The organism is Sphingomonas sp. TDK1 (genome assembly GCF_001650735.1).
Classification (GTDB): Bacteria; Pseudomonadota; Alphaproteobacteria; order Sphingomonadales; family Sphingomonadaceae; genus Sphingomonas.
In genome coordinates this window covers 143,875-159,131 of record NZ_LXVY01000005.1, presented here as the reverse complement: position 1 = coordinate 159,131, position 15,257 = coordinate 143,875, and the positions used below count along the sequence as shown (strand labels likewise).

General features: G+C 66.0%; 9 protein-coding genes. All 9 read left to right on the top strand.

Annotated elements, in window-relative coordinates:
- The first annotated feature begins 4 nt into the window (after nt 1-4).
- Complete coding sequence (gene kdpB / locus A7X12_RS06415; protein WP_064310819.1) at nt 5-2,023, top strand: potassium-transporting ATPase subunit KdpB; 2,019 nt, start codon at nt 5-7, stop codon at nt 2,021-2,023.
- A gap of 14 nt (nt 2,024-2,037) precedes the next feature.
- Entirely contained in the window at nt 2,038-2,862 is an 825-nt protein-coding gene (locus A7X12_RS06410; RefSeq protein WP_064310818.1) for a transporter, read from the top strand.
- Between the two features lie 13 nt (nt 2,863-2,875).
- Complete coding sequence (gene kdpC / locus A7X12_RS06405; RefSeq protein WP_064310817.1) at nt 2,876-3,448, top strand: potassium-transporting ATPase subunit KdpC; 573 nt, start codon at nt 2,876-2,878, stop codon at nt 3,446-3,448.
- A gap of 8 nt (nt 3,449-3,456) precedes the next feature.
- Nucleotides 3,457-4,143 (top strand): response regulator, encoded by a 687-nt coding sequence (locus A7X12_RS06400; RefSeq protein WP_064310816.1) that lies wholly within the window; start codon nt 3,457-3,459, stop codon nt 4,141-4,143.
- A 394-nt stretch (nt 4,144-4,537) separates the two neighbouring features.
- The gene (locus A7X12_RS06395; protein ID WP_232318384.1) at nt 4,538-7,537 is read left to right on the top strand and encodes a TonB-dependent receptor; all 3,000 of its coding nucleotides are present in this window, start codon (nt 4,538-4,540) and stop codon (nt 7,535-7,537) included.
- Nucleotides 7,538-7,611: 74 nt separating this feature from the next.
- Nucleotides 7,612-8,670, top strand: a complete 1,059-nt coding sequence (locus A7X12_RS06390) for a glycoside hydrolase family 43 protein (RefSeq protein ID WP_064310815.1) — start codon at nt 7,612-7,614, stop codon at nt 8,668-8,670.
- 26 nt (nt 8,671-8,696) lie between these two features.
- Nucleotides 8,697-11,033, top strand: a complete 2,337-nt coding sequence (locus tag A7X12_RS06385; protein WP_064310814.1) for a GH92 family glycosyl hydrolase — start codon at nt 8,697-8,699, stop codon at nt 11,031-11,033.
- Between the two features lie 17 nt (nt 11,034-11,050).
- Entirely contained in the window at nt 11,051-12,487 is a 1,437-nt protein-coding gene (locus A7X12_RS06380; protein WP_064310897.1) for a glycoside hydrolase family 125 protein, read from the top strand.
- Between the two features lie 190 nt (nt 12,488-12,677).
- A complete protein-coding gene (locus A7X12_RS06375; protein ID WP_064310896.1) occupies nt 12,678-14,999 on the top strand; it encodes a GH92 family glycosyl hydrolase in 2,322 nt (773 codons plus the stop codon).
- Nucleotides 15,000-15,257 lie beyond the last annotated feature (258 nt).

The following is a 15,257-nucleotide window of genomic DNA, read 5'->3' as shown; positions in this document are numbered from 1 at the left end:
AGCAATGTCTGCACCCAAGTCCATCTTCGCGGCCGAGCTGATCGGCCCGGCCATCGGGGACGCGTTCCGCAAGCTGAATCCGCGCGAGCTGATCCGCAACCCCATCCTGTTCACCACGGCTGTTGCGGCGCTGCTGCTCACGGTCCTGCTGGCGCTCGGCGGCGAGCCGCTGCCGGTGGGGTTCCAGGTCCAGCTGATCGTCTGGCTGTGGCTCACTGTGCTGTTCGGCACCTTCGCCGAGGCGCTGGCCGAGGGCCGCGGCCGCGCCCAGGCGGCGTCGCTGCGCGCCACCAAGTCCGAGCTGGAGGCCAAGAAGCTCACCGGCGTCGGCGAGACCTGGCGCAAGGTCGAGGCGCACCTCCTCCAGCGCGACGACCTCGTCCTGGTCGAGACCGGCGACCTGATCCCGGCCGACGGTGAAGTCGTCGAGGGCGTCGCCTCGGTCAACGAGGCCGCGATCACCGGCGAAAGCGCGCCGGTGATCCGCGAGGCGGGCGGCGACCGCTCGGCCGTCACCGCCGGCACGCGCGTCATCTCGGACAAGATCATCATTCGCGTCACCCAGGATCCCGGCAAGGGCTTCCTCGACCGCATGATCGCGCTGGTCGAAGGCGCCGAGCGCCAGAAGACGCCCAACGAGATCGCGCTGACCATCCTGCTCGTCGGCCTGACGATCATCTTCCTGATCGCGGTGGGCACGATCCCGGCCTTCGCCAACTATGCCGGCGGGGCGATCCCGGTGGCGGTGCTGGCGGCGCTGCTGATCACACTGATCCCGACGACCATCGCCGCGCTGCTTTCCGCGATCGGCATCGCGGGCATGGACCGGCTGGTGCGCTTCAACGTGCTCGCCAAGTCGGGCCGCGCGGTGGAGGCGGCGGGCGACGTCGACGTGCTGCTGCTCGACAAGACCGGCACGATCACCATCGGCGACCGCCAGGCGAGTGCCTTCCACCCGCTGACCGGCGTGGAAGAACGCGCGCTGGCCGAGGCTGCGCTCACCGCGAGCCTCGCCGACGAGACGCCCGAGGGCCGCTCGATCGTGACGCTGGGCCGCGAGAAGTTCGCGTTCGACGCGAAGCTCGATGCTGACGCCGAAGTCATCCCCTTCACCGCGCAGACCCGCAGCTCGGGCGTGCGCCAGGGCGACACGGTGATCCTGAAGGGCGCAGTGGACTCGATCCTCAAGATGGATCCGGACGCTGCCGGTGCCGCCGAGCTCAAGCGCATCACCGACGGCATCGCGCGCGGGGGCATGACCCCGCTGGCGGTGACCCGCAACGGCCGTCTGCTCGGCGCGGTGGCGCTGAAGGACGTGGTCAAGGCAGGGGTTCGCGAGCGCTTCGCCGAGCTGCGTCGGATGGGCATCCGCACGGTGATGATCACCGGCGACAACCCGCTCACCGCCGCCGCCATCGCTGCCGAGGCGGGCGTGGACGACTTCCTCGCGGAAGCCACGCCCGAGGACAAGCTCGCGCTGATCCGCCAGGAGCAGCAGGGCGGCAGGCTGGTCGCGATGTGCGGCGACGGCACCAATGACGCACCGGCACTCGCCCAGGCCGATGTCGGCGTGGCGATGAACACCGGGACCCAGGCCGCGCGCGAGGCGGGCAACATGGTCGATCTCGACAGCGATCCGACCAAGCTCATCGAGATCGTCGGCCTCGGCAAGCAGCTGCTGATGACCCGCGGCGCGCTGACCACCTTCTCGATCGCCAACGACGTCGCCAAATATTTCGCGATCATCCCGGCGATGTTCGTCGCGCTCTATCCCGGCCTCGGCGTGCTCAACGTGATGGGCCTGTCGAGCCCGACCAGCGCGATCCTGTCGGCGGTGATCTTCAATGCGATCATCATCCCGTTCCTGGTGCCGCTGGCGCTGAAGGGCGTCACCTACAAGCCGATGGGGGCCGGCCAGCTGCTTGCCCGCAACCTCGCCATCTACGGCCTGGGCGGCCTTATCGCGCCGTTCATCGGCATCAAGCTTATCGATCTGGCCGTCGCCGGCCTTCACCTCGCCTGAGGATCTGAACCACCATGTTCCGTACGTTTCTTTCGTTCGCGTCGCTCACCGTCGTTGCCGCTCCGGCCTTCGCGCAGGACAGCGTGCCTGCCGCCCCGGCGGCAGCGCTCTCGGCGCCGGCGCTGTGCACCGACCGCCCGACCAAGTCGAACTTCGCCTGCACCGTGCCGCAGGGCATGGTCCAGCTGGAGACCGACATCGGCAACTGGACCCGCACCGATGCCGGCGACACCCGTGTCGACACCATCCTCTACACCAACCCGACGCTGAAAGTCGGCCTGACCGGCTCGACCGACATCGAGGCCAGCATCGCGCCCTATGCAACGGTGCGCACCCGCACCGCCGAGGGCACGCAGACGCTGCACGGCGTCGGCGACCTCACGCTGCGGCTGAAGCAGCGGCTCACCAATCCGGCGGGGCAGGTGCAGATCGCGCTGCTGCCCTTCGTGAAGATCCCCACCGCCAAGACGGGGATCGGCAACGGCCAGACGGAGGGGGGCGTCGCCGTGCCGATCAACATCGCGCTGCCCAAGGGCTTCACGCTCACCTTCGGTCCCGAAGGCGACATCCTCGCCGACAGCGACGGGCATGGCCACCATGCGCAGCTGGTCGGCACCGCCAATCTGGGCAAGGCGGTCACCTCGAAGTTCACGCTGATCGGCGAGTTCTGGGTCGCGCGGAATTTCGACCCGGCGGCCTATGTCACCCAGACCTCCGCCGACATCGCCGCGACCTATCTGCTGCGCCCGACGCTGCAGCTCGATCTCGGCGCCAATTTCGGCCTGAACCAGGCCACCCCCGATGCCCAGGTCTATCTGGGCGTCTCCACGCGCTTCTGAGGAGGATATCGCCATGCGTTCCGATCTCGTTTCCGGCCTCCGCCCCACGCTTCTGTTCACGCTGATCTTCGCCGCGTTGCTGGGGATCGTCTATCCGCTGGTGGTGACCGGCGCGGGGCAGCTGCTGTTCCCGGCGCAGGCCAATGGCTCGCTGGTGCGCGACGATGCCGGCAAGCTGCGCGGCTCGATGCTGCTCGGCCAGGGCTTCGCCGGCGACCGCTATTTCCAGGGCCGTCCCTCCGCGGCGGGCAATGGCTATGACGCGCTCGCCTCGAGCGGCTCCAACCTCGGGCCGGCCTCGAAGAAGCTGGTCGACCGGGTGACCGCCGACCAGAAGCGGCTGGGTGCCGATGCGCCGGCCGACCTGCTCCAGGCGTCGGGCTCGGGCCTCGACCCCGAGATCAGCCCCGAAGCGGCGCGTTTCCAGATCGCACGCGTCGCCAAGGCGCGGGGCATCGCGCCCGACCGCGTCGCGCAGCTGGTCGAGGCGAACGTGCAGGGGCCCCTGCTCGGGCTGGTCGGCGAGCCGCGGGTCAACGTGCTCGCGCTCAATCTCGCGCTCGACCGGCAGGGCGGCGCTCGCTAAGCCAAGCCATGGCGAGCGCAACCAAGGTCCTGATCGTCGAGGACGACAGCCATATCCGGCGGCTGCTGCGCGGGGCGCTTACCCGCGCAGACCACCAGGTGATCGAGGCGGCGACGGCGCGCGAGGCCATCGCCGCCTTCGGCATCGACAAGCCCGACGCCGTGCTGCTCGACCTCGGCCTGCCCGACCGCGACGGCATCGAGCTGATCCAGCAGGCCAAGGCGGGCGGGGCGGCGGTGATCGTCGTCTCTGCCCGTACCGAAACCAGCGAGAAGGTGGCCGCGCTGGATCTCGGCGCCGACGATTACTGCACCAAGCCGTTCGATACCGAGGAACTGCTCGCCCGTCTCCGTACTGCGCTCCGCCACCGCCTTGCCGGCACGGCAGAGCGGGAGCAGCTGACGATCGGCAATATCGAGATCGACCTGGCCCATCGCCGCGTCCGCCGGGCGGGCGAGGTCGTACACCTCGCGCCCAAGGAATATGGCGTGCTGGCGCTGCTCGCTGCGCATCCGGATCGTGTCATCGCCCATGGCCAGCTGCTTCGCGACGTGTGGGGGCCGGCGCATGTCCAGCAGCTCGATTATCTCCGGATCGTGGTGCGCAACCTGCGACAGAAGCTGGAGGAGGACGCAAGCCGGCCACGGCTGATCCTAAACGAGCCTGGAGTCGGATACCGGCTGGTAATGGCATAAACCCCCCGAGCACGCCGAGCAGTGTTTCCTCTCGCGCCAGGGGAAGATGGCGCCGGAAGCGCCCCAGGGAGAAGTCAGCGAGCAACTGGCCGTCGTGTTGCCTCCCCGTCCGCGGCCAGGCCTGCCCCTTACGAGGAGGATAAGGCGAGCCTTACCTTCATTCTTGTCGTCTAATTCTTGCCCGACCGCACGATTGTGACAACGTTTGCACAGCAAAAGCTGTTTGTTGCGCCCCGTTGCTGAAAATCCACAATCGCGCGGCCTCATTTAATTGACAATTTGTTTTTCTATTGCGAAACCTCTCTCACAAGAGCTGCGAACGTCTTTGTGACAGCGCGGTCAGAAGAATCCGTGAGGTGCTTGGGGCCCCTAAGGTCAAGCAGGGAGAAGGATCGTGTCGCACGACAATCTAGTCCGTTCGTCGGCCTCCGCGCGCCAGCGTCTGCTGTGCCAGCTGATGCTGGGCACCAGCCTAGTTGCCGCGTTGCCGGGGCTCGCTTTCGCGCAGGCCGCGACGACCCAGCCGCAGGCCGGCAACAGCGCAGCGCCGCAGAACGCCGCGCCGGGCGACGCCGACGGCGACATCGTGGTCACCGGCTATCGCGCCTCGATCGAGGCGAGCCTGACGCAGAAGCGCGACGCCAATGCGTTCGTCGATGTGATCACTGCCGAGGACGTCGGCAAGTTTCCGGACAAGAATGTCGCCGATGCGCTGCAGCGCGTGCCGGGCGTGGTGATCGAGCGCGACGGCGGCGAAGGCAGCCGGGTAAGCATCCGTGGCCTCAGCTCCGACCTCACGCTGACCGAACTCAACGGCAACTTCATCGCTTCGGCGGACTCGGGCGATCCTTCGCGCAGCTTCAACTATCTGCTGCTCCCCGCGAACCTTATCGGCAGCGTCGAGGTGTTCAAGTCCTCCGAAGCGCGGCTCGATGAGGGCGGCGTTGGCGGCGTGATCATCAACCACACGCGCCGCCCGTTCGATCTGAAGCCCTGGTCGGGCAATGTGCAGGTGGAAGGTACTTATTCGGACGTCACCAAGAAGGTCGAGCCCAGCATCTCGGGTCTCTTGTCGTGGCACAACGAGGACAAGACCTTCGGCCTTTTGCTCGGCGCCACCTATCAGGTGCGCACCAACCGCACGCTGAGCGCCAGCACCGAAAGCTGGCATTGGTGGACGGACGAAAAGAACACCAAGCAGGCGACCGACGTCAACGGCAAGACCTATGCCAATGACGACGCGATCTCCTACTGGAACGATGGCGTGACGACTCAGGGCGGAACCCATTATAACGGCTATTGGGCGCCGCAGTCGGTCGACGAAACGGTGCTGATCGAGAAGCGAAAGCGGCTTGGCATTCAGGCGACGGCGCAGTGGCAGCCGTTCGAGGGCTTCAACCTGACCGCCAATTATTTCCGCTTCCAGCTCAACGGCGACAACGTCTCCAACCTCATCAAGATTCCGGAATGGGGCTATGGTGACTTCTTCACCGGCGCCAAGTTCGACAAGAGCGGGACGGTGCTGACTTCGGCTACCTTTCAGGTGCCGACGGACGGTACGGGATGCCGGACCGGCAAATCGCCCTGCACCATGGAAACGCCGGCGATGCAGAGCTATTACGCACGGGAGAAGACCGTCTCGAACACCTACGATCTGCACGGCGACTATACGCATGATCGGCTGACCGTGTCGTTCGCCGGCGGCAAGACCCGTGCGACCGGCGGTCCCTCGTTCCAGTTCTACGCCCAGGCGAAGCCGCGCCTGGTGGTTGGCGACGGTCTCGCCAACCGCGTGAACGGCAATCTTTTCAGCCAATGGAGCTTTACCGACCAGTCGGTAGCGATGCAGTTCTCCCCGGACGTGCAGCAGAACCTGATGAAGGGCATCTCGCAGGTCGATCTCGGTTCCACCGGCTCCGGCTATACCAACAGCGCGATCGAGCAGAAATATGCCCAGATCGACCTGACCCGACACTTCGACTCGTTCATCGATTCGATCCAGGTCGGCGCGAAGTGGCGCGAGGGCAAGGTGGAACGCCAGACCGGGCGCTTCGAATGGTATTCGGACGCCGCCAACACCATCCGCTACCAGGATACCGCCGGCGCCGCGGTGACGCAGCCGGCTTTCTTTCTGAGTCAGCCGATCGGCAACATCGCCGGCGGCTTCTCGACGAACGTCTTCCCGGCGTTCAACATGGACAACTACCTCGCCTATCTGAACAAGACCTATAACGGCCCGGTGCGCGTGCCGGAGCCAGAGAACCGCTACTACATCAAGGAGCGGATCTGGGCCGGCTATGCCCAGGCAAACTTCAAGGTGAACAACGTCCGCGGTAATCTCGGTCTGCGCGTCGTGAGCACCAAGCAGTCGGGTGTCTCGACCGACGTGATCTATTACGAGAATGATTACTGCCAGAACACCAACGGCAATCCGTTCACCCCCCCGCCCGTCGGTCCCGACGGCAACTGCCTGGTGCTTCCGCAGTCCCAGCGTGAAGTGAAAGTGTTCAGCCCGAACGACGAATCGAAGAGCTACACGGACTTCCTGCCGAGCTTCAATATCTCTTGGGAAGTGACACCGAACCTGCTGCTCCGTGGCGCGGCATCGAAGGTGATCGCGCGTCCCGGGTATGGCGATCTCGCCGGCTCGCGGTCGCTGACCTTCAATTCGGACGCCTATGTCTATGACCGTGCGCAGTTCGGCGCGCGGCCCGGCTGGTTCGGCAGCGGCGGCAATTTCAACCTGAAGCCGTTCAAGGCCTGGCAATATGACGTCGGTGTGGAATGGTATTTCCACCGTGGTTCGGTGCTTGGCGGCACGCTGTTCCGCAAGGACGTGTCCGACTTCATTGTACCGCTGGTTCTCGACGTCCAGAGCGTGGTCGCCGGCAACACCGTGACGGTGCAGCAATATTCGACCCAGGCGAACGGCTCCAACGCCGTTTCACAGGGCGTCGAACTGTACGCGCAGCACACCTTGCCCTTCGGTCTCGGCGCGCAGGTGAACTTCACCTATAACGACACCTCGGTCGCGGAGATCAGCCTCAACGGCAAGAAGGTGGGCGACTCGCCGCTGGTCGGCAGCTCGAAGACGCAGGTCAATGCTTCGGTCTTCTACGAGAACAAGAAGCTGTTGCTGCGTGCCTCGTACAACCGCCGCGGCCAGCAGGTCGGCGGCATCCAGTCGGGCCTGAACGTCTATTCGGACCCGTATGAGCAGGTCGACCTCAACGCCTCGTACAACTTCTTCGAGAATCTGCAGCTGACTGCCTCGGTGATCAACCTCACCAAGTCGGAGCAACGCCAGCATCTCGGCAACGACACTACGGCCCGTTTCGTCGGCAACCAATATTCCGGTCGCCGCGCCTATGTGGGTGTCGCCTACAAGTTCTGATCAAGCCCCCCTCGGGCAGGGCGGCTCCGGTCGCTCTGCCCGATTTTTCTTCGGGGTTCGCCAGGGAGACGAACATGCGATCGAAGCTCCGCCGGGCGCTTGCCCTGTTGGTGTTGATGGCGCCGCTTGCCGCCTCCGCGTCCAATCCGATCGTCCGCGGCTGGTATGCCGATCCCGAGATCCGGGTGTTTGGCGGGCAATATTGGATCTACCCCACCTATTCCGCCGATGACGGCATGCCCGATCGCACCCGGCGCTTCACCTCCGCACAGCAACAGGCCAGACAGCGTAAGACGGTGCGGCCGTCCTATGCCTATCAGACCTTCTTCAACGCCTTCTCCTCGCCCGATCTCGTCCACTGGACCAAGCACCCCCACGTCCTCGATGTGACGCGGATTTCCTGGGCGGCCTATGCGATCTGGGCGCCCTCGGTGATCGAGGCGCAGGGGCGCTACTACATGTTCTTCTCGGCCAACGACATCCAGAGCGACAAGGAACACGGCGGCATCGGCCTCGCGGTCAGCGACAAGCCCGGCGGCCCCTTCCGCGACGCGCTCGGCAAGCCGTTGATCGGCGGATTCCACAATGGCGCGCAGCCGATCGACCCCTTCGTGTTCCGCGATACCGACGGGCAGGTCTATCTCTATTATGGCGGCTGGCGGCACTGCAACGTGGTGCGGCTGAGCAAGGACCTGCGCCGCGTGCTGCCCTATCCCGATGGTTCGACCTGGAAGGAGATCACGCCGCCGGGCTATGTCGAGGGCTCCTTCGTCATCAAGCGCAAGGGGGTCTATTATCTGATGTGGTCCGAAGGCGAATGGACGGGATCCGACTATCGCGTCGCCTATGCGACCGGGCCCAGCCCGACGGGCCCGTTCACGCCGCGCGGCACGATCCTGCAGGAAGACCCTAGGATCGCGCGCGGGGCGGGGCACCATTCGGTGGTCAACGTGCCCGGCACCGATCGCTGGTACATCGCCTATCACCGCCGTCCGCTCGCCGACCAGCAGGGCGAGCATCGCGAACTCGCGATCGATCGCATGACCTTCAACCCGGACGGCACCATCCAGCCGGTCACGCTTACCAACGACGGCGTGGCGCCCGAGCCGCTCCACCGTACCCGCCACAATTGACGACGCGCCCAGCCAAAGGAACCCTCGTGCCCCTTTTCTCCGCCAAGCGGCTCCGCGCCGCCGCCTTCGCGCTCCTCGCCGGCGTCGCCACGCTGCCCGCCACCGCGCAGCAATCCGATCGCAACGAGGCGCTGGTCGATCTGGTGAACCCGCTGATGGGCACCGATTCCACCTACGAGCTGTCCTACGGCAACACCTATCCTGCGGTGGCCGTGCCCTGGGGCATGAACTTCTGGACCCCGGTGACCGGCAAGCCCGGCAGCGGCTGGGGCTATATGTACCATGACAACAAGATCAACGGCATCAAGCAGACCCACCAGCCCAGCCCGTGGATGAACGACTATGCCGCCTTCTCGCTGATGGCGGAGACCGGCCCGGTGCGAATCCGCGAGGCAGAGCGCGCCTCCTGGTACAGCCACAAGGCCGAGGAGAGTCACCCGTACAGCTACCGCGTCTACCTCGCCGACTACGACGTGACGGCGGAAGTGGCGCCCACCGCCCGCGCCGCGCAGTTCCGCTTCACCTTCCCCAAGGCCGATGACGCGCACATCGTGCTCGACGCGTTCGCCGGCGGGTCGAGCGTCACCATCGATCGCGCGCGGCGGCGGATCAGCGGCTGGGTGCGCAACAACCATGGCGGCGTGCCGGGCAATTTCCGCAACTATTTCGTCGCCGAGTTCGACCATGACTTTGCGGTCACGCGCAGCTGGGACGATAACTGGCAGCTGACCGCAGCCGCGCAGCGCGAGGGCAACCATGTCGGCGCGGTGGTGAGCTTCGCCACCCGCGCGGGCGAGCAGGTGCACGTCAAGGTCGCCTCGTCCTTCATCAGCCCCGAACAGGCCGAGCGGAACCTCGCCAGCGAGATCGGCGGCGACGGCTTCGAGCAGACCAAGGCCAAGGCCAAGGCGGCGTGGGAGAAGGAGCTCGGCCGCGTCCGCGTGACCGATCCCAATCTCGACAACCGCCGCACCTTCTATTCGGCGCTCTACCGCATGCTGCAATTCCCGCGCATGTTCTACGAGATCGATGCGCAAGGCCGCCAAGTCCATTACAGCCCCTATGACGGGCAGGTGCATCCGGGTCCCATGTACACCGACAACGGCTTCTGGGACACGTGGCGGGCGGTCTTCCCCTGGTTCGCGCTGATGTACCGCGAGCGCGATGCCGAGATCATGCAGGGGCTGGTCAACACCTACAAGGAAGGCGGCTGGCTGCCCGAATGGGCGAGCCCGGGCTATCGCGACGTGATGATCGGCTCCAACTCGGCGAACCTGATCGCCGATGCGTACCTCAACGGCGTGCGCGGCTTCGATATCGAACCCCTCTACGAGGCGATGGTCAAGAACGCGACGACCAGCCAGGGCCGCCCCAAGGACAAGAACGGCAATGTCGTCGGCGCGGTCGGGCGCGAGGGCGTCGAGTACTATAACCAGCTCGGCTATGTGCCCTATGATGTCGGTATCAACGAGAATGCCGCGCGCACGCTCGAATATGCCACCGCCGACTTCTCGCTGTCGCGCCTCGCCGCGGCGCTGGGCAAGAAGGACGATGCCCGCCTCTACGCCGAGCGCGCGCAGAATTTCCGTAAGCTCTACGATCCCGCGAGCGGCTGGATGCGCGGCCGCAACAAGGATGGGTCGTGGGAGACGCCGTTCAATCCGTACAAATGGGGCGATGCCTTCACCGAGGGCAATGCGCTGCATTACAGCTGGTCGGTGATGCAGGACGTGCAGGGCCTGATCGACCTGATGGGCGGCGACGCCAAGTTCGTCGACCGGCTGGACTCGGTGTTCGCCACCGCCCCGATCTTCGACGACAGCTATTACGGCCAGGTGATCCACGAGATCCGCGAGATGCAGATCGTCGACATGGGGCAGTACGCCCATGGCAACCAGCCGATCCAGCACATGATCTATCTCTACGACTGGGCCGGCGCGCCGTGGAAGACGCAGGCCCATGTCCGCGACGTGATGCGCAAGCTCTATGCCGCGACGCCGGACGGCTATCCGGGCGACGAGGATAACGGCCAGACCTCGGCCTGGTACGTCTTCTCGGCGCTCGGCTTCTATCCGGTGACGCCTACGGCGGGGCAATATGCGGTGGGCAGCCCGCTGTTCCGCAGCGTCCGGCTCACCATGCCGGGCGGCAAGGTGCTGACGATCGAGGCGGCGAACAACAGCGCCGAGAATGTCTACATCCAGTCCGCCACGCTGAACGGCCGCGCGTACAACAAGCCGTGGCTGTCGCGCGAGGCGCTGCAGGCGGGCGGCACGCTGCGCTTCGTGATGGGGCCGACGCCGAACAAGGCCTGGGGTGCGCGCAAGGCCGATGCGCCCTTCTCGATGAGCGCGCCCAAGTGAGCGCGGGGGAGAACAAGATGCAGTTCGATCGACGTTCGCTGATGGCCGGTGCCGCCGCGCTGGGTGCCGCCGCCGCATTGCCGGGTGCCGCCCGCGCCGCCCCCGGCTTTGTCAGCAAGCGCCCGCCGGCGGCCAAGCGCCGCTTCGTCAGCAAGGCGGTGGAGGCGGAAATCGCGCGGGTGAAGGCGCGCATCGCCGATCCCGAACTCGCCTGGCTGTTCGAGAATTGCTACCCGAACACGCTCGACACCACGGTGGAGATCGGCACGCTCGACGGCAAGCCGGACACGTTCATCATCACCGGCGACATCAATGCGATGTGGCTGCGCGACAGCTCGGCCCAGGCGCAGACCTATGTCCATCTCGCCGGACAGGATCCCGCGCTGCGCCGGCTGTTCGTCGGGCTGATCCAGCGCCAGGCGCGCTGCGTCCTGGTCGATCCCTATGCCAATGCGTTCGAGAAGGACCCCAAGGCCAAGTCGAGCCTCGAATGGTCGCAGGTCGACGTCACCGACATGAAGCCCGGCGTCGCCGAGCGGAAATGGGAGATCGATTCGCTCTGCTACACGATGCGGATCGCGCATGCCTATTGGACGCACACGCGCGACAAGACGCCGTTCGACGATCTCTGGTCGCAGGCTGCCAAGCTGGCGGTCGCCACCTTCCGGGTGCAGCAGCGCAAGCAGGGGCCGGGGCCGTACCACTTCCAGCGCCAGGCGGTCGCGCCGACCGACAGCGTGCCGATGGGCGGCTATGGCGCACCGACGCGCAAGATCGGGCTGATCCACTCGATGTTCCGCCCCTCGGACGATGCCTGCGTCTATCCGTTCCTGATCCCGTCTAACCTGTTCGCCGTGTCGGCGCTGCGCAAGGTCGCGCAGCTGCACCGCGAGACGCGCGGCGACGAGGCGGCGGCCAAGGACGCCGAGGCGCTCGCCGACGAGGTCGAGAAGGCGCTGCACGACCATGCGCTGGTGCCCGACGGCAAGGGCGGCAAGGTCTGGGCCTATGAGATCGACGGCTTCGGCAACTGGATCTTCATGGACGACGCCAACGTCCCCAGCCTCTCGGGCCTTGCACTGATCGACGCCGCGCGCCGCGAGGATCCGCTGTTCCGCCGCACCGCCGACCTCGCCTGGAGCGACCGCAATCCCTATTATTTCGAGGGCAAGGCCGCGAAGGGCATCGGCGGCCCGCATATCGGGCTCGACATGATCTGGCCGATGGCGATCATCACCCATGCGCTCAACAGCGACGACGATGCCGTGATCGCCCAGTGCCTCGCCTGGCTGAAGACCACCCATGGCGGCACCGGCTTCATGCACGAGAGCTTCAACAAGGATGACCCCGCCAAGTTCACCCGCGCCTGGTTCGCCTGGACCAACGGGCTGTTCGGCGACCTGATCCTCGATCTCGAGCGCCGCCGCCCCGCGCTGCTCGCCCGCACCTACTGATCGCGATGCCTGGCTCGGTTGTGCCCGCCCCTCAAAGCACGTCATCCCGGCGAAAGCCGGGATCCAGTCGCCTCTCCGCTGCGGCAGGAGCCGGAACGCTGAGGGCAATGGATCCCGACTTTCGTCGGGATGACGGCGCTAGGCACATTTAATCCCACACCACTACACTTCTCATTCGGAGCCGATGACGATGACCATCGCCACACGCCGCCAACTCCTGCTGGGCAGCGGCACCGCCGCCATTGCCGCCGCGCTGCCGCGCACCGCCTGGTCCGCCGCTTTCGAGGCCGCTCGGCCCGATCTGTTCATCGGCACCGGCGGGCATGGCCATACCTTCCCCGGACCAGCACTGCCCTTCGGCATGGTCCAGCTGGGGCCGGATACCGACAACAGCCGCTGGGATGCCTGTTCGGGCTACCACAAGGACGATGCCACGATCATGGGCTTCTCGCACACCCACCTGTCCGGCACCGGCATCGGCGACATGCTCGACGTGCTGGTGGTGCCTAGCCGCGGGCCGCTCAAGCTTACGCCGGGTACGCTGGAAAAGCCCGAGGGCAGCTATCGCCAGCGTTATTCGGACGAGCATGCCGAACCCGGCTATTACCGCGTCCGGCTGGAATCGGGCGTGCTCGCCGAGCTGACCGTTACCGAGCGCACCGGCCAGCATCGCTACACCTTCCCGGCGGGCGAGGGGCATATCCTGATCGATTTCGCCCATGCGATCATCGACAGCTGGGACAAGGGCACATTGGTCGAGGACGCGTCGCTCGCGCTCTCGCCGGACGGGTTGCTCACCGGCAGCCGCAAGGTCAATCGCTGGGCCAAGGGGCGGCACATCCACTTCGCGCTGCGCCTGTCGCGCAAGCCTAGCCGCGTGCAGTTCTTCGGCGATGACGACGCGCCCGCACCGGCGGGTGCGACCAGCGTCACTGGCAAGCGGCTGAAGGTCGCCTTCTTCTTCGACGATGCGGGCGCCAAGCCGATCGAGATCAAGACCGGCATCTCGGCGGTCGATGTCGCGGGCGCCAAGGCGGCGCTGGCGGCCGAGGCCCCAGGCTGGGCGTTCGACGCCACCCGCGCGGCGGCGGCGCGGACCTGGGCGCGCGAGCTGGGCAGCATCCGCGTCGAGGGCGGCACGCCCGAGCACCGCACGATCATGGCGAGCGCGCTCTATCATGCCTCGCTGTCACCGACGCTCTTCACCGATCGCGACGGCCGCTATGTCGGGCTCGACCGGCAGGTCCACCAGGCGCCGGCCGACGCGCCCGCCTACAGCACCTATTCGCTGTGGGACACGTATCGCGCGCTGCACCCGCTGCTCACGCTGATCCGCCCGGACATGGCGACGCGCTTCACCCAAGACCTCGTCCGCCAGACGCAGCAGAGCCCCTATGGCCCGCCGGTCTGGCCGCTCCAGGGCGTCGAGACCGCGTGCATGATCGGCTGGCACGCCGTGTCGGTGCTGGCGGAAGCGCGCAACAAGGGCATCCAGGCCGACTATGCCGCCGCCTGGCCGAAGATCCGCGCGCGCGCCTTCGACCGGACCTTCCCCGATATCGACAGCACGCTCGGCCGCGGCTTCTATTACGATCTCGGCTATGTGCCCGCCGACAAGATCTGGGAATCGGTCAGCCGCACCCAGGAATATGCCTATGACGACTGGGCGATGGCGGTGCTCGCCGAAGCGGCCGGCGCGCATGACGACGCGGCGGCGCTGCGCAAGCGTGCGCAGAACTATCGCAACGTGATCAGCACCGAGATCGGCTTTGCCCGGCCGCGCTTCGCCGATGGCAGCTGGTGGAAGGACTATGATCCGATCCAGCTCGGCCACAACCCCGACAAGCAGCGCGACTATACCGAGGCCAATGGCTGGCAGGCCACCTTCCTCAACCAACACGACGTCTACGGCCTGATCGCGCTGTTCGGTGGCGACCAGAAGTTCGAGGCCAAGCTCGATGCGCTGTTCACCGCGCCCTCGACGCTGCCCAAGAACGCGCCGCCGGACATCTCCGGCCTGGTCGGGCAATATGCGCATGGCAACGAGCCCAACCAGCACGTCGCCTATCTCTATGCCTATGCCGGGGCGCCGTGGAAGACCCAGGCGATGGTCCGCCGTCTGTGCAACGAGATGTACAAGGCCGATCCGGACGGCGTGATCGGCAACGACGACTGCGGCCAGACCAGTGCCTGGTTCATCCTCAGCGCGCTCGGCTTCTATCCGGTCGATCCGGTGAGCGGCGTCTATGTGTTCGGCTCGCCGCTGTTCGATCGCGCGGAGATGCAGCTGGGCGGCGGGCGGACCCTGCGGATCCGCGCGGTCGGCAATGCTGCGGATCGCCCATATGTCCAATCGGTTACCTGGAACGGCAAACCCTGGACCCGCAACTGGATCGGGCATGCCGATCTGGCACGCGGCGGCGAACTGGTCTTCACCATGGGCGCGAAACCGTCAAATTTCGGGACGGCGAAGGCGGATCGGCCGCCTTCCTTCGGACATGGGCCAGCCTGAATGCATCATGTGGGGAGTGCCAGCGCTTCCCACGAAACGATTGCATTAGGACCGGATTGTTACCTTTCGGCAACGCCCTGCAAAATATCGCAATCAAATTGCGTTTTTCTGCAACCTGTCTGTTGCCTGTATGAAACCAGAATGACACCTTCGGACAACCAAGTCCGGAAAGGTTCGTCGGGATTGATCACGGCCATCACGCGCCAGCCATGCTTCCCCGGAGCGCGGCAATCCTGCTGACGAACCGGATTCCCCGGA